This window comes from Parasphingorhabdus sp., assembly GCF_965233695.1.
Taxonomy (GTDB): domain Bacteria; phylum Pseudomonadota; class Alphaproteobacteria; order Sphingomonadales; family Sphingomonadaceae; genus Parasphingorhabdus.
In genome coordinates, this window is sequence record NZ_OZ247497.1 from 3,069,518 (window position 1) to 3,094,627 (window position 25,110).

The following is a 25,110-nucleotide window of genomic DNA, read 5'->3' on the forward strand; positions in this document are numbered from 1 at the left end:
ATGCCTGATAAAGATAACAAACCATTGGAGAAACTTCTTATAGTTGAAGATGATCCAGGACTTCAGAGGCAGTTGAAGTGGGCTTATGAGGATTTTGAAGTCATCGTCGCCGGTGATCGCGAAACGGCTATCAATATGCTTCGCTCTGAAGAACCCGATGTTGTAACGCTGGATCTCGGATTACCGCCAGATCCCGATGGCACGACGGAGGGCTTTGCGACGATGGATGCCATATTAAGCCTGAAGCCGGACACGAAAATTATTGTCGCATCGGGTCATGGTGAAAAGGACAGCGCATTGCGTGCGATCGCCAGTGGGGCTTGGGATTTTTATCAGAAGCCGGTCGATATTGATGAACTGGGCCTGATCGTTCGCCGTGCCTTTCACGTTCGAAAGTTGGAGCTTGAGAACGCATCGCTATCTGCAAAGCATGACGGCAGCAATCAGGTGCTCGGGCAAATCATTACCGGCGCTCCTGAAATGCTGAAGGTCGCTCAAATGATTGAACGCGTTTCCAACACTAATGCCTCGGTGATGCTGTTGGGTGCCAGTGGCACTGGTAAAGAGTTGCTTGCACGAGGATTGCATGATGCCAGCGATCGACGAGATAAGTCCTTCGTCGCCATAAACTGTGCTGCGATTCCAGAAAACTTGCTCGAATCAGAGTTGTTTGGACATGAAAAAGGGGCTTTCACCGGTGCTGTTAAGACAACCGAAGGTAAGATTGAACAGGCCAGTGGAGGAACGCTTTTTCTGGATGAAGTGGGAGACATACCGCTACCGCTTCAAGTCAAATTGCTTCGTTTCATCCAAGAGCGAGTGATTGAACGCATTGGTGGCCGCAAAGCAATCGCGGTGGATACACGGATAGTCTGTGCGACACATCAAAATCTTGAGGAAATGATTGCCAATAATAGTTTTCGCGAAGACCTCTACTACCGGCTGGCTGAGATCGTCATAAAGATTCCGCCCCTGTCAGAGCGGTCCGGCGATGCCAGTTTGCTAGCCCGGCATTTCCAGAAGAAGTTTGCTGATGAGATAAATCCTGCGGTGAAGGGAATCGCACCTGATGCACTGGCAGCCCTGGAAGCCTGGAAATGGCCGGGAAATGTTAGGGAGCTTGAGAACCGTATAAAGCGAGCCGTCATCATGGCAGACGGCAAGCTGATTGCTGCAAAGGATCTTGATCTGGAAAGCAACGAAACTGACACGGTTGACTTGCTAAATCTGAAAGCGGCGCGGGAAGCGGCGGATCGCACAGCTATCATCCGTGCGATATCACAAACAAACGGTAATATCTCAAACGCCGCCAAGCTTTTAGGCATTAGTCGGCCGACGCTTTATGATCTTCTGAAACAGTATAATTTGCAGCAAGCAAGCTAGCAGCATGGGGTCGCGGTTTTGGAATGTGCCGGTGCACGGACTAAGGCTTCTGGTCGCGGGAACCCTTATCGCGATCTTAGTGGTTGGTTTTTCTTCGGTAATATCAGCATCTTCAACCGGAAGCGAGGATGCCCGAGACGCTTTTGCAAAGGCGCAGCAGCATCAATCAAAGGGTGATGTGAGGTCAGCGCGTATCGAATTGATGAATGCGATAAAAGCGGATCCACAATGGGCTAGCGCTCGGATATTCCAGGCTGAGATACTCTTGGGACTTTCCGACGGTATTGGCGCTCAGGCGGAGTTAGAGCGAGCTTTGGAGCTCGGAACCACACCGTCCGAAATCCGGCATCTATTTGGTCATGCGTTCCAACTGCAGGGAAAATGGAACAAAGCCAAAGAGCAGTTATTTGCGTCTGACATTCTTCCAAAAAATCAAGCATATGCCGCGCGCATAACGGGCCGTATGGCCTTGGAAACCGGAGACGATGACCTTGCCTCAGGAGCTTTTGACAGGGCTATCGCATTGGAACCTGGAAACTCGGATCTTTGGGTCGACATCGCGCGGTTCCGGGCCGGATCTGGTGATCAGGCCGGAGCTATTGAAGCCGTTGATGAAGCCTTCGCGCTGCAGCCAGAAAACGTTCGTGCTCTGCAATATAAGGGTGAACTTTTGCGATTCCAGTTTGGCCTTGGTGCAGCTCTGCCATGGTTTGAGCGTGGCTTGCAGATTGATCCCAATCATGTCCCACTGTTGATTGAATATGCTGCCACCTTGGGCGACATGGGCCGAATGAAAGATATGCTGATCGTTGCTCGAAAAGTTGTTTCGCTGGATGGTCAGAACGCTCGCGCCTTTTTTCTTCAGGCTGTTCTCGCTGCGCGAGCGGAGAAATATGATCTGGCGCGGGTGCTGATGCAGAAAACAGAAGGTCAACTCGACGATGTCCCGGCTGTCTTGCTGGTCCAGGGTGTGATTGAGCACGGCCAAGGTAATTATCATGCTGCAATCGACCGGTTCACTCGTTTGGTTTCCCTCCAACCTAATAACCACCAAGCCCAGAATATGCTGGCACGATCATTATATCTCGCGGGCAATGCGAACGAGGTCGTTAAAACCCTATGGTCGCAAGTCAATAACTCTGGAGCAGATTCTTATGCACTCTGGCAGGTTGCGCGCGCGCTTGAAGCATTAGACAAAAGGCAAGAAGCATCTGCTATCCTCAACCGGGCCGCTCATCACAATATCGGCTCCAAGAGAGCTTTCGCACCGGAGGTTCCAATCGATATCTTGCGCGCCGACGTTGGTCGAGAACCCGATAACGCCCGCGCGGTCATCCCGTATATTCGCGCTCTTTACGTCAATGGCAGTTTTGATGAAGCTTATGCGCAAGCCAAAAGGTTGCAAGCCAGCAATCCAGGGGCCAGCGATGCGCATATTCTAGTCGCGGACACTGCAATCGCCCGCGGTGATTATGAAGAGGCTTTATCAGCTTTGGAAAATGCCCGAAAAATTCGTTTTTCTGAACCAGTCATGCTTCGATTGATCGATGTACTTCGAGCAAAGGGAGCCATGCAGGAATCAGGTGAAGTCTTGGCGCAATATCTCGCATATAATCCAAACAATATCGCGGGCTTGCGGTGGATGGCCTATGCGCATCTTGAAACAGGAAATTGGACCGTAGCGTTAGGTATTTTGGAAAATCTGCGCAAACGGATCGGTTATAATGATGCTTTGATTATGGCCGGGCTAGCGCAAGCCTATACCGAGCTGGGGCGGGTACAAAAAGCCATAAGTGCGGGACGCATTGCATATGATGTTCAGCCATCCAGCCCAGTTGTTACACATTTATACGGACGGGCGCTTTTGGCGGATGAAACGCGAAACCAGGATGCGATCGACTTGCTCGAAAAGGCTGTCGCGATTGTTCCCGAAAATGCGAATTATCGACAGAGCCTTGCGAATGCCCGTTTAGTCGTCGCACGCAGAACTAATAAAACCGGTTCTTAAAGTCCGCTTAGGACTCGTTTTCAAGCAGCTCATCCAATTTGATGTTCAGTCGTTTCATTTGACGTTCGACAGGAGGCCAGACATTTTTGATGAAATCTGCACGCTGTGCATCACGTAATTTCGCCTTGGCGCCATTGGCGACAAACATGCCAACGCCGCGTTTGACCGTGACTAGGCCGTCTTCCTGAAACCCTTGATAGGCTTTCGCTACCGTCAGCGGGTTGGCGCCTTGCTCCACCGCAAAGGCACGGACGGAAGGCAACATATCGCCTTCACTATATTCGCCATCAAGGATTGATTCGGAGATAATATCCCGCAATTTCAAATAAACTGGTTTGCTTGCATTGTTCATACTGCATCACTGCCATAATACAGCGATGCAGGCAAGGGATAAGTCTGTTCTATCGGTTGTTTAGTATTGCCTGAAACCAGTTAGCTGTGCGGCTCACTTTTCCATTTCGAAAATACTCTGGCCAGTTCCGGGCGCGGACGTTCGGTCAGTTCACCGTCTGCCGTGCCTGCAAAAATGAATCCGGCAACGCGTTCCGGAGCTTGCCCAAACAGGTCGCGGACGTCGTCATTATAGGCAGGCCACCCGGTAATCCATCCACCGACAAAGTTTTTTGCGTGAATGGCATGGATAATGTTCATACAAAAGGCGCCGCAACTAAGTTCCTGTTCCCATACGGGTATCTTGGTGGAAGTGACGGGTGAGAAAAGGACCACGAGTAAAGTCGGGGCTTGGTGCGCCATGGTTTCCAAAGCTTCTAATTCCAAGCGCCCGGCATCCGGCTTTTCAGTTTGATAGGCTTTGGTCAGTTCGGTTGCTAACCACCCCCGCTGATCGTTATTTACCTGAATAACGCGCCAAGGCGCGAGCTTGCCATGGTCCGGTGTACGCAGCGCTGTTGCCACAATATCCTCAATCTGTTCGTCGCTGGGACCAGGCGCGATCATATTACGGGGACGTCCGGAGCGGCGAGAAGGCAAATAGCTGTTTAGGCTGGAAAGGTCATTGAACATATCTGTCATCTCGTAAAAGCGATGGATGATTGCAAGCTGCTTTTGGTCACAAACTGGTCACAAGCGCAACAATATGCTTCACACGCGACATTTTTTGATTAGGGTGCGGTGCAACTGAGCTGCGATAGACAGCTTGCAACACTACAAGGGAGGCCGATGTAATGGCTAGTGGGTATCAAGAATCCGGTGATGCGAAAGGAACATTCCTCGGCCATCCCAAAGGTCTGTTTGTTCTATTTTTTGCCGAGATGTGGGAGCGTTTTTCCTATTATGGCATGCGGGCTTTGCTCATTTTCTACCTCGTCCAGCACTGGATGTTTTCTGACAGTGAAGCATCGGTTATCTATGGCGCTTATACCGCCCTTGTTTACATCACTCCGGTTGTCGGTGGCTATCTCGCCGACCGATATCTGGGACAAAGAAAGGCGGTTGCCTTTGGTGCCTTGCTGCTAACCTTCGGCCATTTTCTGATGGCTTTCGAAGGGAGTGGTGGTCAAGATGATGCAGCGCTTAATATATTCTGGCTGGCCTTGGCATTTATCATTGTTGGCTCAGGCTTCCTGAAAGCAAATATTTCCGTGATCGTCGGCCAACTATACTCACGGACCGATATCCGGCGCGATCCTGCCTATACGATCTTCTATATGGGCATTAATCTCGGTGCTGCTCTGGGTGCGATTGTCGCTGGCTGGCTTGGTCAGACCTATGGATGGTCCTATGGTTTTGGTGCAGCCGGCATCGGTATGTTGCTCGGTCTGATCGTATTTGTCTGGGGTAAGCCGTTACTGGTTGGGCGCGGCGAAGCGTCCGATCCAGCGCGTCTGGAACGAAAAGTTGGCGGAATTAAGTTTGAGTGGGTGCTCTACATATTGAGCTTTGCGACTGTCGGTCTGGTTTGGTTTCTGATTCAGTATCAGGCTTTAGTAGGTTCTTTGCTAGGAATAGCAGGCGCGATATTGGTACTATATGTCCTCTATACGGCGGTTGCCAAGCTGGCACCGGAAGATCGTGATCGCATTTTCGCGGCGATGTTCCTTATCTTTGGTTCGATATTGTTCTGGGCCTTGTTCGAGCAGGCCGGGTCTTCACTGAACCTGTTTACCGATCGCAGTGTTGACCGAAATCTCTTCGGCATTGATGTTCCTGCATCTGTGTTTCAGTCAATCAACGCGATTTACATCGTGCTGCTTGCCCCGCTATTCGCCATTCTCTGGACGACCCTGGGACGGCGCGGTCTGGAGCCTTCGGCACCAGCCAAGTTTGGGTTGGGCCTGATCCAACTGGGTGCGGGTTTTCTCGTCCTTGTGGCAGGCGCATTGGCGGCGGGTTCCGGCAACCTTACTCCGGTGATTTTCATCTTCCTGATTTATCTGCTGCATACGACCGGTGAGCTTTGCTTGTCGCCAGTAGGTCTCAGTGCCATGAACCGCTTGGCACCATCACATATGGCGAGCCTGATCATGGGCACGTGGTTCTTTGCCTCGGCGACCGGTAACTTTGCGGCAGGTCTGATTGCCTCTGCCGTTGGCGCTGAAGGCGCTGGACCTGACCGGGTCCTGGAAGTCTATTCTTCGGTGGGCTGGCTGGCTGTGGGCGTCGGTGTCGGGGTTATCGTGATCTCTCCGCTGATCAAGAAACTTATGCATCTGGATACTCTCGCTGACGACAATGTCGGCGATGATCTTGAAGGTCAGCGTGAAATTGGTGAGCCATCAGCTGCCGGTATTCATCCGACAACGAAATCTTGAATGGGTCAATTATAGCTTAGAGGTTGATTATGGAATTGAAGGATTTGCTGGCAGTCGTGGCTGTCGGAGCACTGGTTACGGGCTGTGCGGCTACCGCAGCTGAAACCGAAACGGCCAGTGCATCGGCGACCAGTTCAAGCAAAGGTTCGGCAAATCCTGCTTTTCCTTCGACCTATAAAGCTTATCCCTCCGATAATATCGTCATCACGGGCGCAACGATATTTGATGGGGAAGGGCAACGGATCGACGATGGCGTGATCTTCATGTCAGCGGGCAAAATCGTGTCGGTTGGCGGCCCTGAAACTATTATACCGACGGACAGCACCATCATTGACGGGACCGGTAAATATGTGACGCCGGGCATTATCGATGTGCACAGCCATTTGGGTGATTATCCGACGCCCAGCGTCGCTGCGCATAGCGATGGCAATGAGGCGACCTCTCCCGTTACACCGGAAGTATGGGCAGAGCATAGCGTGTGGCCGCAAGACCCCGGTTTCTCTCGCGCTTTGGCCAATGGCGGGATTACATCCCTGCAAATCCTGCCCGGTTCGGCGAACCTGTTTGGTGGCCGGGCGGTCACGCTGAAAAATGTGCCTGCGCGCACGGTGCAGGCGATGAAGTTCCCCGGTGCGCCTTATGGCATGAAAATGGCCTGTGGTGAGAACCCGAAGCGGGTTTATGGTAACCGCAACCGCAAGCCTGCGACCCGCATGGGCAGCCTTTCCCTGACGCGTCAGACCTGGATCAATGCGCAGGACTATCAGAAGAAGCAAAAAGGCGCGAAACCGCCGAAACGCGATCTGGCGATGGAAACATTGGTTGGCGTTCTGGAAGGCGATATTCTGGTCCACAACCATTGCTATCGCGCTGACGAGTTGAACCAGATTATCGATATGTCCAAGGAATTTGGCTATAAAGTAACCGCATTCCATCATGCTGTCGAAAGCTATAAAATTGCCGATATCCTTGCCAAGGAGGAAATCTGTTCGGCCATCTGGGCTGATTGGTGGGGCTTCAAGATGGAGGCCTATGATGCGATCCCGGAAAATGCCGCGCTGCTGCAACAGGCCGGGGCCTGCGTGATCATTCATTCCGACGATGAGAACCAAATCCAGCGGCTCAATCAGGAAGCGTCCAAGGCGTTGGCGGATGGCCGGGCCATGGGTATCGAGATTAGCGACGCGCAAGCGATCCAGTGGATTACCTATAATCCCGCCAAGGCTATGGGCATTGCCGATCAGACCGGAAGCCTGAAGCCCGGAAAGATGGCAGATGTTGTGCTGTGGAACGATAACCCGCTCAGCGTCTATTCCCGACCGGAGAAAGTCTGGATCGATGGTGCCATGCTCTATGACAGCAGCGACCCCAGTCGCCGACCCGTGAGTGATTTTGAACTCGGCCAGCCTGGTGAAGGAGACGTGAAATGAAGCGTTTTGTAGCACTTCTTGTTTCATCGTTCGCCCTCATGGCTGCGCCAGTGGTTGCAGAAACCGTTGCCATTACCGGCGGCAAGGTCGTCGTTGGTGACGGCAGTGCACCAATAGACGGCGCTACCGTTGTGATCCGCGATGGCCTCGTGGTGGCGGCAGGTACCGATGTCGCCATACCGGCCAATGCACGTCAGATTGATGCGTCGGGAAAATGGGTGACGCCAGGCATTTTTGCCGGTTTCAGCCGGATTGGGCTGATTGAAGTCAACGCCGTTACAGCCACCAATGACACCAATGCAGCAGACTCGGTTTTCTCAGCGGCGCTCGATGTCCAATATGCGGTCAATCCCTTCGCAGCGCCTGTCGCGGTAAACCGGGCAGCCGGTGTCACGCGTGCGGTCGTATCTCCAAGCACAGGCAAGTCTATTTTTGGCGGCTATGGCGCGATTGTCGATCTCGGTCAGGACAGTGACCCGATCACCAAGGCGCGGGCCTTCCAGTTTGTCGAACTGGGCGAAACCGGCCATCGGCGGGCAGGGGGTAGCCGTGCTGCCTCGCATATCCTGTTCCGGGCGATGCTGGAAGAAGCACGAACCTATTCGAGAAATCCTTCTCTGTTCGACAGCGACCTGATGAAGGCATCCGACGCCAAAGCCCTGTTGCCGGTGATCAATGGTTCCACCCGGCTGCTGGTGCATGTCGAGAGTGCCAATGACATTTTAAAGGTACTCGATCTGAGTAAGGATTTTCCATCATTGAAACTGGTGCTCGTTGGCGTCAACGAAGGCTGGCGGGTCGCAAATGCCATTGCCGCGGCGAAAGTCCCGGTACTGGCTTCGGCTTTGAGTGATTTGCCTTATAGTTTTGAAGATCTGGCTGCGACGCAATCCAATATCGGCCGGATGAAGCGGGCTGGGGTCGAGGTTGCCATTGGTATGATCAATGACCGTGATGCCCATCAATTGCGCTATTCGATGCAATATGCGGGCAATCTCGTTGCGCTGAACAAGGTTCCGCGGGCCACCGGTCTGAGCTGGGATGAGGCCTTTGCCGCAATCAGTTCCAAGCCGGCTGAAATTATGGGCATGGGCGCGCAGCTGGGATCGCTAAAAGCAGGTCGCAAAGGCGACGTAGTGATCTGGACCGGCGATCCGCTGGAGCTTTCCACGCAGGTTGAAAGTGTGTTTATCGATGGTGTCGAGCAGTCGCTGTCCAATCGTCAGGAACGGCTACGGGAACGCTATCGTAATCCGGCACCGGGGGCGCTGCCCAAGGCGTATGATCGCTAAGAGCGCCAGTTTCAAAGTTCACACAAATCACACTGGGGTTATCTAGGCTTCTCTGGCTCCGTGCTCCGCACTTAGCGTTGCTTGTATTTCTGTGCTGCGGTTTTCAAAGTTCACACAAGTCACAGGGTGTATTTCGCGCGAAGGCGCGACGCCGCGAAGAGTTCATATTGGCTAGAAAATTCCTAAATCATTGAATTATATGTATTTTATATGAATCTCAAATGCTGGCATTCCGCCCTGCATTGAGACACAGATGAACTGATCAAAGGTCGTCCCCCTTCGCGTCTTCGCGCGATAAAACTGCACCATCCAAATCATCTCGCAAATTCACAACGTATTCCAAAGTTCACACAAATCACATGCGCCATTTCTGTGCTGCGGTTTTCAAAGTTCACACGAAAATTGCTTTGGGGCAGGACGTATAAAACGCCCACCGTGGAACATCGTTATCCATATTCAAAATTGAGAAATAACCGGCTCAATCATACAATAGCGCTGGCGTTGTAGGAAAGCGTTATCAGTCTTGGTCGGCACCTTTGATCAAAGCCGAACCATCGCCATCATCGCCTCGCCATAGCGTGGGCCACTAGTGCCGCCGACGGGCGCTGCTTTTTCCAGCTCGTCAAGATCCGCATCGGTCAAGACCACGTCTACCGCTGCCATGCTGTCTTCCAGCGTCGCCCGGCGTTTGGAGCCGGGTATTGGAACGATAAAATCACCCTGTGCCAATAGCCACGCCAACGCGATTTGCGCAGGCGAAACGCCGTGGCGCTCCGCTACTTGTTTGACGACGTCGACCATTTTCAGATTCTGGTCGAAATTCTCTTCCGAATAGCGGGGATCGCGCAGGCGATAATCATCGGCATCAAGATCATCGCGGCTGGTAATCTGTCCGGTGAGAAAACCACGACCCAAGGGGCTATAGGGTACAAAGCCAATGTCCAGATCCTGGCAGAGCGGCAGGATTTCCTCTTCGATACTGCGTTCCCACAGCGAATATTCCGATTGCAATGCGGCGATCGGGTGAACCTTGTGCGCGCGTTTGATGGTGTCCGTACCGGCTTCTGACAAGCCGAGATAGCGGACTTTGCCAGCTTGCACGAGCTCTGCCATCGCGCCGACCGTATCCTCAATCGGCACATCGGGATCGACGCGGTGCTGGTAAAACAGATCGATCACATCAATGCCCAGACGCTGGAGAGAAGCATCACATGCGCGGTGGACATTGGCGGGCGAGGAGTCGGTCCCGATTTTTGCCGGGTTGGTCAGATCAAAGCCAAATTTTGTGGCGATGATCAGGCGGTCGCGTCGTCCCCGGATCGCCTGACCCAGTAGCTCTTCATTCTTGTAAGGGCCGTATACCTCGGCCGTGTCAAAAAAGGTCACACCCAATTCTATCGCGCGATCGAGCGTAGCCAGACTCTCGGTCATATTGGCCTGGCCATACATGCCGCTGCCAATGCCGAACATTGGCATACAGCCGAGGCCCAGGGCTGATACTTCGAGCTCTTTACCGAGTTTGCGATATTTCATCTTGCGTCTCCAACTCTTGCGTCTCTGACTGGCGCTGCAGATACCCGTATAGCTCTCGTTTGATCTCCGGCGCAAAGAGATAAAGGACGATGACATTGGGTATGGCGGCAAGGAAGAAGGCGCTATCGACCAGATCAATGACCGTTGCAATTTCGAGCAGCGCGCCGACCGGCAATATTCCGATATAGAGTATCTTGTAGATCATTGCTCGGATTTTGCCCTTGCCGACCAGAAATTCATAAGCCTGCAACCCGTAATATCCGACCGAGCATAATGTACTATGCGCAAACAGCAAGACGGCGATGGTCAGCAGCCACGGAAACCAGTCTGAAATCTGCGCAAAGGCAGTTGCGGTGATCCGGATATCCTGATCGGCGCCCTGCCATGTGCCGGCCAAGACAATGGCTATGGCACCGAGGGAACAGATGATCACGGTGTCCAGCATCGGTTCCATAAGGGCCACCACACCTTCCGAAGCAGGTTCTCGTGTCCGTGCCTGGGAATGGGCAATGGCCGCGGTCCCGACACCCGCTTCCGAAGAATAGACCGCGCGCTGCATCCCGACGATGAAAGCGCCAATCATGCCGCCGGCGGCGGCTTGCCCGGAAAAGGCATCGCTGACGATCAGGGCGATGGCGTCCGGGATTTGCGCAAAGTTGACAGCAATGATGGTCAACACGCCCGACAGGTAGACCAACGCCATTATAGGCACCATAATCGACGTTACCCGGCCCAACCATTTGACACCGCCAATAACCACCAGCCCGACAAAAAAGGCCATGATAACGCCGAATGTCAGGTTATTGTCGAAATTGGATCGCATGCCCGAAACTTCACTAACGGTCGCTAGGCTCTGATTGACCTGCACCATCGGTATGGCGATGAAGATGGTCATCACGGCATAGGCGCCGCCCAGCAGAAGGCCCAGCTTTGGCCAACCCTTTTGTTTAAACCCGTTTTTCAAACTGTACATCGGTCCGCCGCGCACTTCGCCCGAGGGATCCACTTCGCGGAACATCAGTGCCAAGGTCACTTCGACACATTTCAGCGTCATCGCAAAAAAGCCGATAATGAACATCCAGAAGGCTGCGCCCGGTCCGCCTGTAGCGATGGCAATGGCAACGCCGGCAATATTGCCCAACCCGACCGTGCCGGAAAGAGCCGTGGTAAGAGCGGAAAACTGGGATATCGTACCCGGCGCGCCGGGGTCATCATATTTGCCCCGGATAATCCGCACCGCCAGCGGCAGGGCGCGGATATTTATGAATCCCATCCACAGCGTAAAGAGCACCATGGGGATAGCGAGCCAGAGCACGATCCACGGGATTTCGGCACCGAAAAATGGTATTTTCGAAAAAACAAGCGCTGAGACGCTACCGATCAAATCGCTCAAAAAATCTATCATCTGTACGTAATCCCCCTTGGACTTCACAGTGCCTAGTGTAAGGTTCGATATGAGCCAAATTTTATTTCTATAGCGAGCTCATTGGATTTATTGATCGGTAGGATATGACGAAGAAATTTTTTGGGACGGACGGCATTCGGGGACTAACCAACCAGAGTCCAATGACAGCAGAAATCGCAATGAAAGTCGGGCAGGCGGCGGGTCGGCATTTCTTGCGCGGAGACCATCGTCACCGGGTCGTGATCGGCAAGGATACAAGGCTTTCCGGCTATATGATGGAAAATGCGCTGGTGGCTGGATTTACCAGTGTGGGTATGGACGTGGTGCAGGTTGGGCCAATGCCAACGCCAGCCGTAGCGCTGCTGACGCGGTCAATGCGGGCAGATCTTGGTGTGATGATCTCGGCCAGTCATAATCCTTACTATGACAATGGCATCAAATTATTCGGTCCCGATGGTTTCAAGCTGTCGGATGAAGACGAACTGAAAATCGAGGGTTTTCTTTCGGAAGATGCCAAGCTGGCACCAGCGGAAGATATTGGCCGGGCAAAGCGCTTTGAAGATGCGCGTGGCCGCTATATTCACGCGATCAAAATGTCGCTGCCGGATCATATTCGTCTCGACGGGCTGAAAATGGTCGTCGATTGTGCCAATGGAGCCGCCTATCAGGTCGCCCCGTCGGCTTTCTGGGAATTGGGCGCGGAAGTTGTCACCATCGGCGTCAATCCCGATGGCAAGAATATCAACCACAAATGCGGTTCGACGGATGTTGCGGCTTTGCAGGAAAGCGTGGTGGCCAGCGGTGCACATATCGGTATCGCGTTGGACGGCGACGCCGATCGGTTGATAGTGGTGGATGAGAAGGGCAAGATTGTTGATGGCGACCAACTCATGGCCCTGATCGGATCCAGCTGGAACCGCAATGGTTTGCTGCGCGGGAACGGTATTGTTGCGACGGTCATGTCCAATCTGGGGCTGGAGCGCTTTCTGACATCTCAAAAGCTTGATTTGGTCCGTTCCAAAGTGGGTGACCGCTATGTGCTCGAAGAGATGAAAAAGGGCGGATATAATGTGGGCGGCGAGCAATCGGGACATATGATCCTGCTCGACCATGGCACCACCGGTGACGGCACGATTGCGGCACTACAGGTTTTGCGGGAACTGGTGGAGAGCGGTAAGCCGGCCAGCGAATTGTTGCATTTGTTCGAGCCGGTTCCGCAATTGCTCAAAAATGTCCGCTATTCCAGCGGAGCGCCGCTGGATGATGATGGCGTCAAGGCGGTTATTGCCGAGGCAGAGAAAGAGCTGAACGGGACAGGGCGGCTCGTGATCCGTGCGTCCGGTACGGAGCCCCTGATCCGGGTGATGGCGGAGGGTGATAATAGCGATCAGGTCAACGCTGTGGTCGATCGCATCTGCAACGTGGTGCAGGAGGTCGCGGCCTGATGCTAGCCATGCGCCCTGATTGCGAAAGCTGTGGCAAGGATTTGCCTGCAGATGAAGGCGGCGCGCATATCTGTTCCTTTGAATGCACTTTTTGCGATGCCTGCAATGCCACGGCCCACAAGGGCACCTGTCCCAATTGTGGCGGCGCGTTGGTAGCACGGCCGACGCGATCGGCGGAACTGCTCAAGAAATTTCCGGCATCGACCGAACGCAAATATAACGGATAAAGGATGGTTAGCGTGATATTTCTTGCCATTATAATCATGGTCCTTTTCATCCCCATTGCGGTTGGATTGGCGCTGTTCATCATTGTCCCGGACTGGTTTCGGGCCAATCGCAACGCAGTGATTATCGGTATCGGGATTGCTGATTTTCTGATGTTTGCAGCAATTGTTGTGCTGTTCTTTGGCGTCGCTTAATGGCTAGATGCCCCCGCGTCCTTTCTATTGCGGGCTCCGACAGCGGTGGCGGGGCAGGGATACAGGCGGATATCCGCACCATCACCAATCTCGGCGGCCATGCGATGACTGCGATTACAGCGGTTACCGCACAAAATAGTGCCGGCGTGACGGCTGTCGAGTTGATGACGCCAGACATGGTGCTTGCGCAAATCTGGGCGGTGATGGACGATTTCGATGCAGATGCGATCAAGATCGGGATGCTGGGTTCGCCGGAAATTGCTCTCGCGGTTGCAGGCTTCCTCAAATCAGTGCGCAACAAGCCGGTTATCTTTGACCCGGTCATGGTGGCAACCAGCGGCGCGACATTGGCGGATGATAATACGATTGCGGCATTCCAGAAGATCATCCCGCTCAGCAGTCTGGTGACGCCCAATCTGGACGAAATGGAGCGCTTGGGCGGGGAGGAGATAATCGCTGACTTGCCGGTGCCGTTTCTAATCAAGGGCGGTCATGGCGAGGACGCGATGTTGGTGGACCGGCTTTTCGGCCCTGATGGCGAGCTGGAGCGCTGGGAGGGCAGTCGCATCGATACGCGGCATAGCCACGGAACAGGTTGCACCTTGTCAGCCGCGATCGCGACCTATCTGGCTGGCGGCGACAGCTTAAGCGACGCAATTGGCAAAGCGCGGGACTATGTCAGAGCAAGTCTCGAGGCGGCGCCCGGTTTTGGGGCTGGACATGGTCCGATGGGTGTGCCGAAGCTATGACCATCAAGATTATCGCTGGCATTGATGAAGCGGGCAGGGGGCCATTGGCAGGTCCGGTGGTCGCAGCGGCGGTGATATTGCCAGAAGGTCATGGCATCAAAGGGCTGGATGACAGCAAGAAACTGACTGCAAGAAAACGCGCTGCTCTGGAAATCGAAATTCTGGAAAAAACGATATATTATATTGCACTATGCGATGAATTAGAGATTGATTCTATCAATATATTGCAAGCCACCATGCTCGCGATGACGCGGGCCGCAGATGGGTTATCGCAAAGGCCGGAGCACATATTGGTCGACGGCAATCGGCTGCCGAAATGGGGCTATCAGGCTGAAGCAGTCATTGGTGGCGATGCCATCCACCCCTGTATTTCAGCTGCTTCCATCCTGGCCAAGGAGTATCGCGATCGCATGATGATTGCGGCGGCTGAAAAATATCCTGAATATGGCTGGGAGCGCAACAAGGGCTATGGCACGGCAGAGCATATGGCGGCGCTGAAAAAATACGGCCCTACGCCGCTGCACCGCAAAAGCTTTGCCCCGGTAGCCCAGCTGGAATTGCTGTAGGCCGTTTCAGATCAGGCGGTTTGTTTCACTGCGGCTTTGGCCTTTTCCTGCACCCATTCGCCATTTTCATCCTTAATATAGCGCGGAGCCCATTTGACGTTCCAGACGAGGCCCATTTTTTCCCACAGGCGGATGATATTGGCGCATAGGTCAAATTCCCACCAGACCACGCCGGATGTCGCCGAACGGGGATGCTGATGGTGGTTGTTATGCCAGCCGTCACCCATGGTCAGAATGTTGATCAACAGGTTATTCTTGGCCGTTCCATGACCATGAAAGCGTTGTGATCCAAATAGATGGCAGATGCTGTTGACGCTCTGCAATACCGTCAGCACCGCAAAAATCCGTAACAATCCCGCGATCAGGATCGTCCCGATAATCGCTTCCGGACCGGCAAAAGCCAAGGCCCAGAGGGTCGGGAAAACAATCGCGGAAACAAAATACCAGAACCAGCGGGTGCGATGGGCGAACATCACGATTTCGTCATCGACCAGACCCTTGCCATAGATACCGAGATCGGTGGTCGTCCGGTCGAACAGCCAGCCAACATGGCTGTGATGGAATTTCATAAAGCCTTTGAGCGGCTTGCCATAGCCGTCAAAATGCGGGCTGTGCGCATCGCCAACCTTGTCGGTCATCGCGTGATGGCGGCGGTGATTGGCCGCCCAGTGCAGGGCGGAGCCCTGTGCCGCCGATTGGGTCAATATCGCGATGAAGATACCCATCGGCTTGGATGTTTCAAACGCACGGTGGGAGAAATAGCGGTGATAACCGACGATACAGCCGACCATCGAGAGGAAATAGCCAACCAGAAAAGCCGACCATTCCACCCAGCCGGAGCCATAAGCGAACATCCAATAGATGGCGGCGATAGAACCGCCAATTTTCGTGGTCGAAAGGATCGCATGCTCACGCAGTTTTGCCCGCGCCGCCTTGCCGCCATATTTGGCGCCAAAAGGGACGGTTATCGCGTCTTTATCGGGCTGTAGAAGAGTCTTTTCCGTGTCGCTGGTTTTTGCTGTAAAAATATCATTTTCCGGCGTTGTCTTCACAGTATCGCCGGTGTTTTTTACATTGATATCCACTGTCATCAGGAGCCCCGTACAATCAAATGCCAGCATCAGCTGAAATATTTCGAAGATATAACCATATTCTGCGAAATCCGGCAAACAAGTTAACCAACGGGAAGCCATGTTTTGCGATTAGTCGTTGTGAAATACGACAATTTTTATTTTTTCCGATTTGTACACGCGAGCGAGTCCTTTGGGACACACCACTAGGGATTGAGTCCCTCGGTAGCGCAACGACTCCATATCTGGTGGGGGACTCGTTTCGTTCTCCTTTTGAATTTTCTGTTAACCATAAAGATACCGCTTTAACCTAGGTTAACGGCCTTGACCGTTGACCGCTGAGGACTCACCCTGAGCGCAACTTCAGTCAAAAAGGCGAAAAATCATGGGTATCATTGAGCGTATCGACACGCCCAAAACAAGAGCAAAGGTGAAAGCCAAGGGCGCGAAAAAGCCCGCGGTCGATCTGCCATTGAACCAGATATTAAAGATGGATTGTGTCGAGGCGATGAAATCCTTGCCCGATGAATCCGTTGATATGGTGTTCGCGGATCCTCCCTATAATCTTCAGCTTGGCGGCGATCTCTATCGGCCCGAAGGCGGGCAGGTCGACGCCGTGGACGATGCCTGGGACCAGTTTGACAGCTTTGCCGTTTATGATGCTTTTACAAAGGCGTGGTTGAAAGAAGCGCGGCGCATATTGAAGCCCAATGGCTCGCTATGGGTCATCGGCAGCTATCACAATATCTTCCGCGTCGGTGCTTCGCTTCAGGATCTCGGATACTGGATCCTCAATGATATTATCTGGCGCAAAGCTAACCCGATGCCGAACTTCAAGGGGACGCGCTTTACTAATGCCCACGAAACACTGATCTGGGCATCAAAAAGCGAGAAGGCGAAATATACGTTCAACTATCGCGCGATGAAAAACCTTAACGACGAGCTGCAAATGCGCAGCGACTGGGTCATGCCGATCTGCGGCGGGCAGGAACGGCTGAAACGCAACGGCGTCAAGGCGCATCCCACCCAAAAGCCGGAGGCTTTACTGTACCGCGTGATGCTGGCGACCACCAATAAGGGTGACGTTGTCCTTGATCCGTTCTTTGGGACGGGAACCACCGGCGCCGTGGCCAAACGCCTTGGCCGCAACTGGATCGGTTGCGAGAAAGAAGATAATTATTGCGAAGTGGCCGAAGATCGCATCGAGGCGGCGCTGCCGCTTGACGAGAGCGATCTGAAAACCATGCAGTCACCCAAGTCCAAGCCGCGTGTGGCTTTCGGGACCTTGGTCGAAACCGGCTATATCAAGCCGGGCACCGAACTATGCAGCAAGAACCGCAAGTTTCGCGCGAAAGTGCGGGCGGATGGCTCGCTGCTGTGGAACGGGCATGAGGGCTCCATCCATAAAATTGGCGCGACAGTGCAGGACGCTCCCAGCTGTAACGGCTGGACCTACTGGTATTATGATGACGGTAAAGAGCTGAAGCCGGTGGACGCTTTGCGGCAGACCTATTTGCTTGCGACAGAGCCCTAGGACGCATTTCATGGTGGATATTGGTTCCAATGCGAAAATCTACCTAAAGCCTGTCGGGTTTCTCGACAGTCCGCAATTTTTTGATGAACAAAACAAGCGATTAAACAATAGCTTGCTTTGGTTTTCTCAAATTGAATATTCGATATTTGAAGATGGTAAGCCGGCGATCAGAAGTCTGGTTCCGGTGGAATTGTGGGACAAGATTGCATCGCAATTGCCAGAACCCGTGCAAGGGCGCGCTGCCACCCTGTTTGCCAATTTGACCAAGTCTCACGCTCCGCTGCAATGCGGAGAGCGGGTTCTGCGTTTTGACCAGCCGCATGTCATGGGCATTCTCAATATGACGCCGGACAGTTTTTCCGATGGCGGCAAACATGATGGTGACCCGCAAATCGCGGCGGATGCCGGATTTGATATGGCAACTGCAGGGGCATCGATCCTCGACATAGGCGGAGAGTCTACCCGGCCCGGTGCGGACACCGTCTGGGAAGGCGACGAGATTAAACGCGTCGTACCGGTAATCGAAAAGCTCTCCCGATGCGGCGCTGCGCTGTCGATCGATACGCGCAAGGCGGCGGTAATGGAGGCTGCGATTGCGGCGGGTGCGCATATTATCAATGATGTGTCGGCTTTGCTGCATGACAAAAGGTCACTGGAAGTTGCCGGTGTGTCCGGCAGGCCGGTCGTTCTGATGCACGCGCCCTCCAGCGGTAAAGATCCCCATAAGGGCGATGGCTATGGCAATGTTGTCACTGACACGTTCAACTGGTTGGAACAGCGCATATCCGATGTTGTCGAAGCCGGTTTTGAACGTGAAAAAATCATTGTCGATCCTGGCCTTGGCTTTGGCAAGTCGCTGTCCGACAATCTGGCGCTAATGAACAATATCGCATTATTCCATGCGCTTGGCCAGCCGCTGCTGATCGGTGCCAGCCGTAAGCGTATGATAGGCGCGCTGTCGAAAGAAGCGCCGGTTGATCGGCGACTTGGCGGCTCGATTGCGTTTGCTCATCACGCCGTCCAGCAAGGGGCGCAGGTCGTGCGAGTACATGATGTGCCGGAAACGGTACAAGCCGTGCAGATTTGGCGCGGGATGCGCGATGCCGGGGTCACGGCGCGGGTTTAGGAATTTATAATCAAGGCTTTACGCTAACAGGATAATATGCAAGCTTCCTTGCAAATAAGGGAGTTAGCGATGCGAACCACATACGGAATTTTGGCAAGTCTCGGAATGACGGCCGGGATATTTGGGCTTCTGCCATCTTCTTCGAATGCAGCGCTTACTGCTCCTCGCGCAATAGATGCAGAAATTGTTGTTACAGGCAATAAAACAACCAAAGAAGAAATTGCGGAACTCATAAAGACGACCATAGCAACGCCCAAGGGCGGCAGACATGAAGGGCAATATGCCCGGTTTCCTGGAGCTGTCTGTCCCAAAGTAACCGGTTTGTCGGAGCAGAATAACCAGCAAGTGGAGCAACGGATGCGCGGCGTCGCCTTGGCAGCCGATATGAGCGTCGCAGGAGAGCAGTGTTCGCCCAATGTTTTTGTCATTGTTGTCGCGGACGGCAACGAAGCCATAGAAATGTTGCGTAAAAAAAGATCTCGGCTATTTGGCGGCATGTCGCATTACGAGCGATCCCGGATCGCCAAAAGCGGTGGTCCTGCCTATGCTTGGAAACGTATCCAGACGGGATCTGCCGAGACAGGTGCGCTGCAGAATTCCGACGAAACCGACATATTGCCAACAGATGAGATGGCAAAAACAGAAGTTGCGACGATGCACTCGAACGTCAAGTCGCGGATCAAAAGATCAGTAAAGCAATCGATGACACATGCTTTTCTATTGATTGAAAAAGATGCTTTGGTCGATCTGACAACAGTGCAAATCGCCGACTACGCAGCCATGAGATCCTATATGGATACGCGAGATGACAAGGCCACCAAGGCGCCAGCTTACTCGATTTTGTCGCTATTTGACGCAACAGATGATGAACGGCCAGCGCCGAAGTCCGTTAGCGAGCTGGATCTCGTGCTGCTAAGCGCGCTTTATCATTCGCCAGCCGATGTCTCGGCATCAATGCAAAGCTCCGCCATGATCAACCGGTTCGAAAAGGAATTGATCGCCAATCAGGAAGACTGACTGGCCTATTGACTGCAAGCGACGACTGGTCGTTTTTTTAATCCGCCAGTTCCACCTGCCGTACATCATAGCCTGCTTTGTTGAGATCAGAGATCAAGCCATCGAGCTGCGCCTTGTCCTTCGCCTCGCATTCAATGTCAGTGATCAGTCCCTTGGCGGGGAGGTTGGTGAAAACGCGCTGATGATAGACTTCGATGATATTGACTTCATGTTCGGCAAATTGCTTCACGACATTATATAACGCGCCGGGCTGGTCGCGCAGATGCAGGCGGAGGCGGGCAAGGCGACCCGAGCGGGCGAGATCGCGCAGCAACACGTTCGCCAATAGCCGCGTGTCGATATTGCCGCCGCAAAGCACCAATCCGACTTTTTCGCCAGCAAATTTTTCCTTGTTGCCGAGCAGCGCTGCCAAACCGGCCGCACCGGCACCTTCAACGACCGTTTTTTCTATCTGGAGCAACAGGCTGACCGCGCCTTCCAATTGTGCCTCGCCGACCAGCAGGATTTCATCGACATGTTTCTGGATAATCGCCGCGGTAAATTCCGAAGGGTTGCGCACGGCAATACCTTCGGCCAGCGTGTCGCCGCCAGGTGTTACTTCCTTGCCGTTAAGCTTGCCGTACATGCTCGGATAGAGGGCCGCCTGTACACCGGTCATCCTGATATCAGGTTTCATCGCATGCGCCGCCGTTGCCATGCCGGAGAATAATCCACCGCCGCCAATCGGGATGATCAGGCGATCAAGGTCGGGTACCGCCTCGAGCATTTCGATCGCGACTGTTCCTTGTCCAGCAGCGACATGCGGATCATCAAAGGCATGAATATAAGTGAGCCCGCGCTGCTCGGCGAGTTCAAGGGCATGAGAATAGGCCTCGTCATAATTGCCCCCGGCCATAACAATTTCCGCGCCATGTCCGCGTGTTTGCTCCACTTTCACCATCGGTGTTGTGGTTGGCATCACGATTGTTGCAGGGATGTTCAGATTTCTGGCGTTATAGGCCAAACCTTGCGCATGGTTGCCTGCGGAGGCGGCGATTACGCCGGCTGCTCTCTTGTCTTCATCCATCAAGAGCAGGGCGTTTAAAGCGCCGCGCTCTTTATAGGCTGCGGTAAACTGAAGGTTTTCGAATTTCAGATAGACTTCCGCGCCCGCCATTTCCGACAAGGTAATGCTTTTCAATGTGGGTGTTTGCACAATGCGGTCGCGAATGCGGGCGTGGGCCGCCTGGACATCTGCATAAGTGAAGGAGGCGAGCGAACTGGTGTCTTGATCTGTCATAGTGCCAGAGGCCCTAACCCATCTGGTCTTTCAGGGAAACAATGATTATGCGGGCCATAGGGATAATAAAATATGGCAAAAATCACATTTATCGGAATTGGCGTGATGGGCGGCCCAATGGCAGCCCATCTGGCCCGGGCAGGACATGAGCTGACGGTATATAATCGCACGCAATCAAAAGCGGAAAACTGGGTTGCGGAAAATGGCGGCGCATTTGCGAGCAGTCCCGCAGAAGCGGCTAAAGATGCGCAGATTGTAATCAGTTGTGTTGGCAATGACGACGACCTCAGTGCAGTGACCATGGGCCGCGATGGTGCCTTTGGAGCGATGCCAAGAGGGGGCCTCTTTATCGATCATACAACCGTGTCCGCCCAGATTGCCCGACAATTATCTGTTGAGGCACAAGGGCGCGGCATTCAGGTTGTCGATGCGCCGGTGTCAGGTGGGCAGGCAGGTGCTGAAAATGGAAAATTGTCGATCATGTGTGGTGGCAGCAAAGAAGCATTTGCTGCCGCAGAGATCATCATGGCGGTTTATGCCGCCCGGATCGTGCATGTTGGCGGGCCCGGCGCCGGGCAAACCACCAAGATGTGTAACCAGATAGCCATTGCAGGCGTATTGGAGGGTGTGTCCGAAGCCCTGCGTTTTGCCCAGGCAAGCAAACTTGATCGCGACAAGGTCTATGATGCGATATCGGGCGGCGCAGCTCAAAGCTGGCAGATGGACAATCGCTGGGCCACGATGGCGAAAGATGAATTTGACTTTGGATTTGCCGTGGATTGGATGCGCAAGGATCTCGGGCTAGCGCTCGACGAAGCAAGAACCAACGGAGCAACATTGCCCGTTGCCGCCCTGGTCGATCAATTTTATTCCGAAGTACAATTGGCCGGTGGCGGACGAAATGATACCAGTTCGCTGGTATCTCGATTGCCCAAGACCAGAGCATAATAACAACTGCGATTTGGGACCGGAAACTAGGGGATAGTGATGCGTATTTTATCAAAAGTGAAACTAGGGGCGGCATTTTGTGCCGGAATCCTTATTGCCGGAACATCGGCGCAAGCCGATAGCCTGATTGAAAATGTCAACGGCATGACTCTGGACGAAGATGGCAAGGTTATCCGCTTCGCAGCCATGGTCATCGATGATGATGGCCGGGTAAAGGAATTGCTGGACCGCAATGACAAAAGACCCAAAGACATTGATTTCCAATTTGATGGCAAGGGCAAGACTTTGATTCCCGGTTTTGTTGATGCGCACGGTCATGTAATGGGACTGGGTTTTGCAGCATTGACACTGGATCTTTCCGGCACCAAATCGCTTGCTGAAGCCCAGCAAGCGATTCAGGACTACGCTGCCAAATATCCCAGTCGCCCTTGGATCATTGGGGGCGGCTGGAATCAGGAAACCTGGGGGCTAGGGCGCTTTCCTACAGCTGCCGAACTGGATACTGCCGTTCCTGATCGTCCGGTCTATTTGGAACGCGTCGATGGTCATGCCGCCTGGGTAAATAGCGCTGGTATGAAAGCTGCTGGAATTACTGCAACTACCAAAGCACCATCAGGCGGTGCGATTGAACGGGCAGGCGGAAAACCGACGGGTATCTTCGTCGACAAAGCACAAAGTCTCTTTGGGAAAGCTATTCCCGCACCACGGCCGGTGGAAAATGATCTCGCACTGATGAAGGCGCAGGAAATATTATTGTCCCAAGGCGTGACGACCATCGCTGATATGGGAACGACGTTGCAGCATTGGCAGAGTTTTCGAAGAGCCGGTGACAAGGGTGAATTGGCGGTTCGGATCATCTCCTATGCAGCAGAAATCGATAATATGATTGCCATTGGCGGGCCGGGCCCGTCACCTTGGCTCTATGATGATCGTCTCAAGCTTGCCGGCGTAAAGCTCTACATTGATGGTGCACTGGGGTCACGCGGTGCGCTTTTGAAAGAGCCTTATGCTGACAAACCGGCCGAGAAGGGGTTGGCGCTGCTTTCTTCCGCACAACTCAAAAACAAGATGAGTCGCGCCGCGATGGATGGTTTTCAGACGGCGGTCCACGCAATTGGCGATCAGGCCAATGACGAGATTTTGTCTGCGATTGAAGAATTACAATATACATTCAAGGGGGATCGACGCTGGCGGATAGAGCATGCGCAGATTGTGGATCCCATTGATTTGCCGCGCATAGCCCAAACAGGGACGATCGCTTCGATGCAGCCTGTCCATCAAACATCTGATCGGTTGATGGCGGAATCCCGGCTCGGTGTTGATCGGCTGGATGGTGCATATGCATGGCGATCTATCCTCGAATCGGGGGCAAAATTGGCTTTCGGAACCGATGTTCCGGTTGAATCATCAAACCCTTTTCCCGGAATGGCTGTTGCAATTAGCCGGGAAGATTCCAGTGGACAGCCATTTGGCGGCTGGTTGCCAAAGGAGAAATTGACCCGGGAACAGGCTTGGCGCGCCTATACTGTCGATGCTGCTTACGCTTCTTTTGCAGAGGACAGGATCGGCAACCTTACCAAGGGGAAACGGGCGGATTTCCTGATCATCGATAAAGATATCATGCTTGCAGCACCGCAATCGATAAGGAATATTGTTGTGGAGCAGACGTGGATTGGCGGGCGGCCAGTTTACGTCAAGAAAAAGCAATAGACATCCAGTCGTCGCACTATTTATTTAGCTCAACTGTTTTTCCAGTTTAATACTTGCCATCATCGGTATCTGATCGTAGAAAGTAACTGATAGCGATTACGATGCTAAAGATTTTGTAACGGTATCATTCTATCAGGGGGATCAGAGCCGGCGTTCGGTTTTACCTTTTGATAAACCAAAATATTCTGATTGGAGTATATAATGAAGTTCAACAAATTGGCAGCTTCCGTAGCCGCCGTATCCCTCATGACCGCACCTGCGATGGCTCAGGCTGTTCAGAGTACAGCTCCAGTTGCAGAACGCATTGGCGCTACCGCTGATACCGAAGCGCAAAAGCTTGAAGGTAGCACCGGAATTATCATCGGTGTTTTGGCTGCTGCAGCAGTAATCGCCGGTATCATCATCATCGCTGATGACGATGATGAGCCAACAAGCCCTTGAGGCCTGAAACGATATTTTAAAGAACGGGGCGTTTTCGTCCCGTTTTTTTTGTCTGAAGGCCCAGCATTTTACTAGTCTTTAGCGGCATGCTTCACATCTTGGTAAATTGCCTTTTCATAAGCACCGCTACGAGGCATATTGGGTTTACTGATTCTTAATTTCGCAAAATGAGGCGCTCATCTGTGACTGCACCCGTCCGCTTTCCACGGTTTTTTGTTACAAACCCAAGCCCGTGCCCCTATTTGCCCGGCAAGAGCGAACGGAAAGTATTTACAGAGTTAAGTGGTCCTCACACAGACGAGCTAAACGATGCGTTGGGCCGTATCGGGTTTAGGCGCAGTCAGAATGTTGCCTATCGGCCGAGTTGTCTGGATTGCAAAGCCTGTGTTTCCGTGCGGGTCATGGTCGACGAATTCCAACCGAATAGCACGCAGCGCAAACTGCTTCGTCGCAATCAGGATCTGGTGGTGGAGGCCTGCGAACCCTGGGCAACAGAAGAGCAGTTTTCTTTGCTCCAGAAATATCTTTCCAAACGACATCCGGGCGGCGGCATGACCGAGATGGACGAAATGGATTATTCTGACATGATTGAGCAGTCGCCGGTCAAAAGTTATGTCATCGAATATCGCGAACCGACGGTCGATGGCGTTAAGGGCCGATTGGTTGGTGCTTGTTTGACCGATCAACAGGGCGATGGCCTGTCGATGATTTACAGTTTTTTCGATGCCGAGCATCCTGATCGGGCTGGCCTTGGCAACTTCATTATCATGGATCACATATTGCGTTCCCGCAAAGCGGGCTTGCCCTATGTTTATTTGGGTTACTGGGTAAATGGTTCGCGGCGGATGGAATATAAAATCCGTTTTCAGCCACTTGAGCAACTCGGGCCAGAAGGATGGCGGCGATTTGATCCTAAATCTGTTCTAAAAAGCTAGGACGATTTCTTCTTGTTGGCTCTCGCCTGACAGAAATCCGAAACATTCA

The 25,110-nt window shown here is 53.1% G+C and carries 23 protein-coding genes; 17 read left to right on the forward strand and 6 right to left on the reverse strand.

Annotated features, from left to right (window positions below):
• Positions 1 to 1,383 (forward strand): PEP-CTERM-box response regulator transcription factor, encoded by a 1,383-nt coding sequence (prsR, locus tag ACO6S1_RS14595; protein ID WP_422343358.1) that lies wholly within the window; start codon positions 1 to 3, stop codon positions 1,381 to 1,383.
• 4 nt (positions 1,384 to 1,387) lie between these two features.
• On the forward strand, positions 1,388 to 3,391 hold the full coding sequence (locus ACO6S1_RS14600) for a tetratricopeptide repeat protein (RefSeq protein ID WP_422343359.1): 2,004 nt from the start codon (positions 1,388 to 1,390) through the stop codon (positions 3,389 to 3,391).
• A gap of 7 nt (positions 3,392 to 3,398) precedes the next feature.
• On the opposite strand, the gene ACO6S1_RS14605 is transcribed toward ACO6S1_RS14600, so the two are convergent.
• On the reverse strand, positions 3,399 to 3,743 hold the full coding sequence (locus ACO6S1_RS14605; RefSeq protein WP_422343360.1) for a GntR family transcriptional regulator: 345 nt from the start codon (positions 3,741 to 3,743) through the stop codon (positions 3,399 to 3,401).
• Positions 3,744 to 3,823: 80 nt separating this feature from the next.
• The gene (locus tag ACO6S1_RS14610; protein WP_422343361.1) at positions 3,824 to 4,414 is read right to left on the reverse strand and encodes a nitroreductase family protein; all 591 of its coding nucleotides are present in this window, start codon (positions 4,412 to 4,414) and stop codon (positions 3,824 to 3,826) included.
• A gap of 161 nt (positions 4,415 to 4,575) precedes the next feature.
• On the opposite strand from ACO6S1_RS14610, the gene ACO6S1_RS14615 reads away from it, so the two are divergent.
• From ACO6S1_RS14615 to ACO6S1_RS14625, 3 genes are read left to right on the forward strand one after another with little or no spacing between them, the layout of a single operon-like run.
• Entirely contained in the window at positions 4,576 to 6,162 is a 1,587-nt protein-coding gene (locus ACO6S1_RS14615) for a peptide MFS transporter (protein ID WP_422343362.1), read from the forward strand.
• A gap of 29 nt (positions 6,163 to 6,191) precedes the next feature.
• Complete coding sequence (locus ACO6S1_RS14620) at positions 6,192 to 7,592, forward strand: amidohydrolase (RefSeq protein ID WP_422343363.1); 1,401 nt, start codon at positions 6,192 to 6,194, stop codon at positions 7,590 to 7,592.
• On the forward strand, positions 7,589 to 8,884 hold the full coding sequence (locus tag ACO6S1_RS14625) for an amidohydrolase family protein (protein WP_422343364.1): 1,296 nt from the start codon (positions 7,589 to 7,591) through the stop codon (positions 8,882 to 8,884). The genes ACO6S1_RS14620 and ACO6S1_RS14625 overlap by 4 nt, the downstream gene beginning before the upstream one ends.
• 540 nt (positions 8,885 to 9,424) lie before the next feature.
• Here the strand turns inward: ACO6S1_RS14625 and ACO6S1_RS14630 are convergent.
• The gene (locus ACO6S1_RS14630; protein ID WP_422343365.1) at positions 9,425 to 10,417 is read right to left on the reverse strand and encodes an aldo/keto reductase; all 993 of its coding nucleotides are present in this window, start codon (positions 10,415 to 10,417) and stop codon (positions 9,425 to 9,427) included.
• Complete coding sequence (locus tag ACO6S1_RS14635) at positions 10,395 to 11,822, reverse strand: alanine/glycine:cation symporter family protein (protein ID WP_422343366.1); 1,428 nt, start codon at positions 11,820 to 11,822, stop codon at positions 10,395 to 10,397. Before ACO6S1_RS14635 ends, ACO6S1_RS14630 begins: the two co-directional genes overlap by 23 nt.
• A 104-nt stretch (positions 11,823 to 11,926) precedes the next feature.
• Here ACO6S1_RS14635 and glmM point away from each other — a divergent pair, with 104 nt between their 5' ends.
• The 5 genes from glmM to ACO6S1_RS14660 are packed head-to-tail and all read left to right on the forward strand — an operon-like array spanning position 11,927 to position 15,001.
• Positions 11,927 to 13,267 carry a phosphoglucosamine mutase gene (gene glmM / locus ACO6S1_RS14640; protein ID WP_422343367.1) on the forward strand — a complete coding sequence of 447 codons (1,341 nt, stop codon included), beginning with the start codon at positions 11,927 to 11,929 and terminating at the stop codon, positions 13,265 to 13,267.
• A complete protein-coding gene (locus ACO6S1_RS14645) occupies positions 13,267 to 13,494 on the forward strand; it encodes a DUF1272 domain-containing protein (RefSeq protein WP_422343368.1) in 228 nt (75 codons plus the stop codon). Before glmM ends, ACO6S1_RS14645 begins: the two co-directional genes overlap by 1 nt.
• Positions 13,495 to 13,497: 3 nt before the next feature.
• On the forward strand, positions 13,498 to 13,686 hold the full coding sequence (locus ACO6S1_RS14650; protein ID WP_422343369.1) for a hypothetical protein: 189 nt from the start codon (positions 13,498 to 13,500) through the stop codon (positions 13,684 to 13,686).
• Positions 13,686 to 14,435 carry a bifunctional hydroxymethylpyrimidine kinase/phosphomethylpyrimidine kinase gene (thiD, locus tag ACO6S1_RS14655; RefSeq protein WP_422343370.1) on the forward strand — a complete coding sequence of 250 codons (750 nt, stop codon included), beginning with the start codon at positions 13,686 to 13,688 and terminating at the stop codon, positions 14,433 to 14,435. The genes ACO6S1_RS14650 and thiD overlap by 1 nt, the downstream gene beginning before the upstream one ends.
• Positions 14,432 to 15,001, forward strand: a complete 570-nt coding sequence (locus ACO6S1_RS14660) for a ribonuclease HII (protein WP_422343371.1) — start codon at positions 14,432 to 14,434, stop codon at positions 14,999 to 15,001. The genes thiD and ACO6S1_RS14660 overlap by 4 nt, the downstream gene beginning before the upstream one ends.
• 11 nt (positions 15,002 to 15,012) lie before the next feature.
• Here the strand turns inward: ACO6S1_RS14660 and ACO6S1_RS14665 are convergent, their stop codons facing one another.
• Positions 15,013 to 16,092 (reverse strand): acyl-CoA desaturase, encoded by a 1,080-nt coding sequence (locus tag ACO6S1_RS14665; protein WP_422343372.1) that lies wholly within the window; start codon positions 16,090 to 16,092, stop codon positions 15,013 to 15,015.
• 364 nt (positions 16,093 to 16,456) lie between these two features.
• On the opposite strand from ACO6S1_RS14665, the gene ACO6S1_RS14670 reads away from it, so the two are divergent.
• From ACO6S1_RS14670 to ACO6S1_RS14680, 3 genes are all read left to right on the forward strand, one after another.
• The gene (locus ACO6S1_RS14670) at positions 16,457 to 17,605 is read left to right on the forward strand and encodes a site-specific DNA-methyltransferase (RefSeq protein WP_422343373.1); all 1,149 of its coding nucleotides are present in this window, start codon (positions 16,457 to 16,459) and stop codon (positions 17,603 to 17,605) included.
• A 10-nt stretch (positions 17,606 to 17,615) separates the two neighbouring features.
• Positions 17,616 to 18,731 carry a dihydropteroate synthase gene (gene folP / locus ACO6S1_RS14675; protein ID WP_422343374.1) on the forward strand — a complete coding sequence of 372 codons (1,116 nt, stop codon included), beginning with the start codon at positions 17,616 to 17,618 and terminating at the stop codon, positions 18,729 to 18,731.
• A gap of 69 nt (positions 18,732 to 18,800) precedes the next feature.
• Positions 18,801 to 19,748, forward strand: coding sequence for a hypothetical protein (locus tag ACO6S1_RS14680; protein ID WP_422343375.1), 948 nt, complete (start codon positions 18,801 to 18,803; stop codon positions 19,746 to 19,748).
• A gap of 37 nt (positions 19,749 to 19,785) precedes the next feature.
• On the opposite strand, the gene ACO6S1_RS14685 is transcribed toward ACO6S1_RS14680, so the two are convergent.
• On the reverse strand, positions 19,786 to 21,027 hold the full coding sequence (locus tag ACO6S1_RS14685) for a threonine ammonia-lyase (RefSeq protein ID WP_422343376.1): 1,242 nt from the start codon (positions 21,025 to 21,027) through the stop codon (positions 19,786 to 19,788).
• Positions 21,028 to 21,099: 72 nt separating this feature from the next.
• Between ACO6S1_RS14685 and ACO6S1_RS14690 the strand changes: the two genes are divergently transcribed.
• From ACO6S1_RS14690 to ACO6S1_RS14705, 4 genes are all read left to right on the forward strand, one after another.
• Positions 21,100 to 21,975 (forward strand): NAD(P)-dependent oxidoreductase, encoded by an 876-nt coding sequence (locus ACO6S1_RS14690; protein ID WP_422343377.1) that lies wholly within the window; start codon positions 21,100 to 21,102, stop codon positions 21,973 to 21,975.
• A gap of 39 nt (positions 21,976 to 22,014) precedes the next feature.
• Positions 22,015 to 23,685, forward strand: coding sequence for an amidohydrolase (locus tag ACO6S1_RS14695; RefSeq protein WP_422343378.1), 1,671 nt, complete (start codon positions 22,015 to 22,017; stop codon positions 23,683 to 23,685).
• 201 nt (positions 23,686 to 23,886) lie between these two features.
• Entirely contained in the window at positions 23,887 to 24,126 is a 240-nt protein-coding gene (locus tag ACO6S1_RS14700) for a hypothetical protein (protein WP_422343379.1), read from the forward strand.
• Positions 24,127 to 24,308: 182 nt separating this feature from the next.
• On the forward strand, positions 24,309 to 25,061 hold the full coding sequence (locus ACO6S1_RS14705; RefSeq protein WP_422343380.1) for an arginyltransferase: 753 nt from the start codon (positions 24,309 to 24,311) through the stop codon (positions 25,059 to 25,061).
• The last annotated feature ends 49 nt before the right edge of the window (positions 25,062 to 25,110 follow it).

What these genes read in the sequence shown, in the direction of transcription:
- ACO6S1_RS14670 (WP_422343373.1), top strand. Translation starts at nt 16,457, where the DNA reads ATGGGTATCATTGAGCGTATCGACACGCCCAAAACAAGAGCAAAGGTG.
- ACO6S1_RS14620 (WP_422343363.1), top strand. Translation starts at nt 6,192, where the DNA reads ATGGAATTGAAGGATTTGCTGGCAGTCGTGGCTGTCGGAGCACTGGTT.
- ACO6S1_RS14650 (WP_422343369.1), top strand. Translation starts at nt 13,498, where the DNA reads ATGGTTAGCGTGATATTTCTTGCCATTATAATCATGGTCCTTTTCATC.
- ACO6S1_RS14665 (WP_422343372.1), bottom strand. Translation starts at nt 16,092, where the DNA reads ATGACAGTGGATATCAATGTAAAAAACACCGGCGATACTGTGAAGACA.
- ACO6S1_RS14610 (WP_422343361.1), bottom strand. Translation starts at nt 4,414, where the DNA reads ATGTTCAATGACCTTTCCAGCCTAAACAGCTATTTGCCTTCTCGCCGC.
- ACO6S1_RS14615 (WP_422343362.1), top strand. Translation starts at nt 4,576, where the DNA reads ATGGCTAGTGGGTATCAAGAATCCGGTGATGCGAAAGGAACATTCCTC.
- folP (WP_422343374.1), top strand. Translation starts at nt 17,616, where the DNA reads ATGGTGGATATTGGTTCCAATGCGAAAATCTACCTAAAGCCTGTCGGG.
- thiD (WP_422343370.1), top strand. Translation starts at nt 13,686, where the DNA reads ATGGCTAGATGCCCCCGCGTCCTTTCTATTGCGGGCTCCGACAGCGGT.
- ACO6S1_RS14660 (WP_422343371.1), top strand. Translation starts at nt 14,432, where the DNA reads ATGACCATCAAGATTATCGCTGGCATTGATGAAGCGGGCAGGGGGCCA.
- ACO6S1_RS14625 (WP_422343364.1), top strand. Translation starts at nt 7,589, where the DNA reads ATGAAGCGTTTTGTAGCACTTCTTGTTTCATCGTTCGCCCTCATGGCT.
- ACO6S1_RS14700 (WP_422343379.1), top strand. Translation starts at nt 23,887, where the DNA reads ATGAAGTTCAACAAATTGGCAGCTTCCGTAGCCGCCGTATCCCTCATG.
- ACO6S1_RS14600 (WP_422343359.1), top strand. Translation starts at nt 1,388, where the DNA reads ATGGGGTCGCGGTTTTGGAATGTGCCGGTGCACGGACTAAGGCTTCTG.
- ACO6S1_RS14695 (WP_422343378.1), top strand. Translation starts at nt 22,015, where the DNA reads ATGCGTATTTTATCAAAAGTGAAACTAGGGGCGGCATTTTGTGCCGGA.
- ACO6S1_RS14685 (WP_422343376.1), bottom strand. Translation starts at nt 21,027, where the DNA reads ATGACAGATCAAGACACCAGTTCGCTCGCCTCCTTCACTTATGCAGAT.
- glmM (WP_422343367.1), top strand. Translation starts at nt 11,927, where the DNA reads ATGACGAAGAAATTTTTTGGGACGGACGGCATTCGGGGACTAACCAAC.
- ACO6S1_RS14690 (WP_422343377.1), top strand. Translation starts at nt 21,100, where the DNA reads ATGGCAAAAATCACATTTATCGGAATTGGCGTGATGGGCGGCCCAATG.
- ACO6S1_RS14630 (WP_422343365.1), bottom strand. Translation starts at nt 10,417, where the DNA reads ATGAAATATCGCAAACTCGGTAAAGAGCTCGAAGTATCAGCCCTGGGC.
- ACO6S1_RS14645 (WP_422343368.1), top strand. Translation starts at nt 13,267, where the DNA reads ATGCTAGCCATGCGCCCTGATTGCGAAAGCTGTGGCAAGGATTTGCCT.
- ACO6S1_RS14635 (WP_422343366.1), bottom strand. Translation starts at nt 11,822, where the DNA reads ATGATAGATTTTTTGAGCGATTTGATCGGTAGCGTCTCAGCGCTTGTT.
- ACO6S1_RS14680 (WP_422343375.1), top strand. Translation starts at nt 18,801, where the DNA reads ATGCGAACCACATACGGAATTTTGGCAAGTCTCGGAATGACGGCCGGG.
- prsR (WP_422343358.1), top strand. Translation starts at nt 1, where the DNA reads ATGCCTGATAAAGATAACAAACCATTGGAGAAACTTCTTATAGTTGAA.
- ACO6S1_RS14605 (WP_422343360.1), bottom strand. Translation starts at nt 3,743, where the DNA reads ATGAACAATGCAAGCAAACCAGTTTATTTGAAATTGCGGGATATTATC.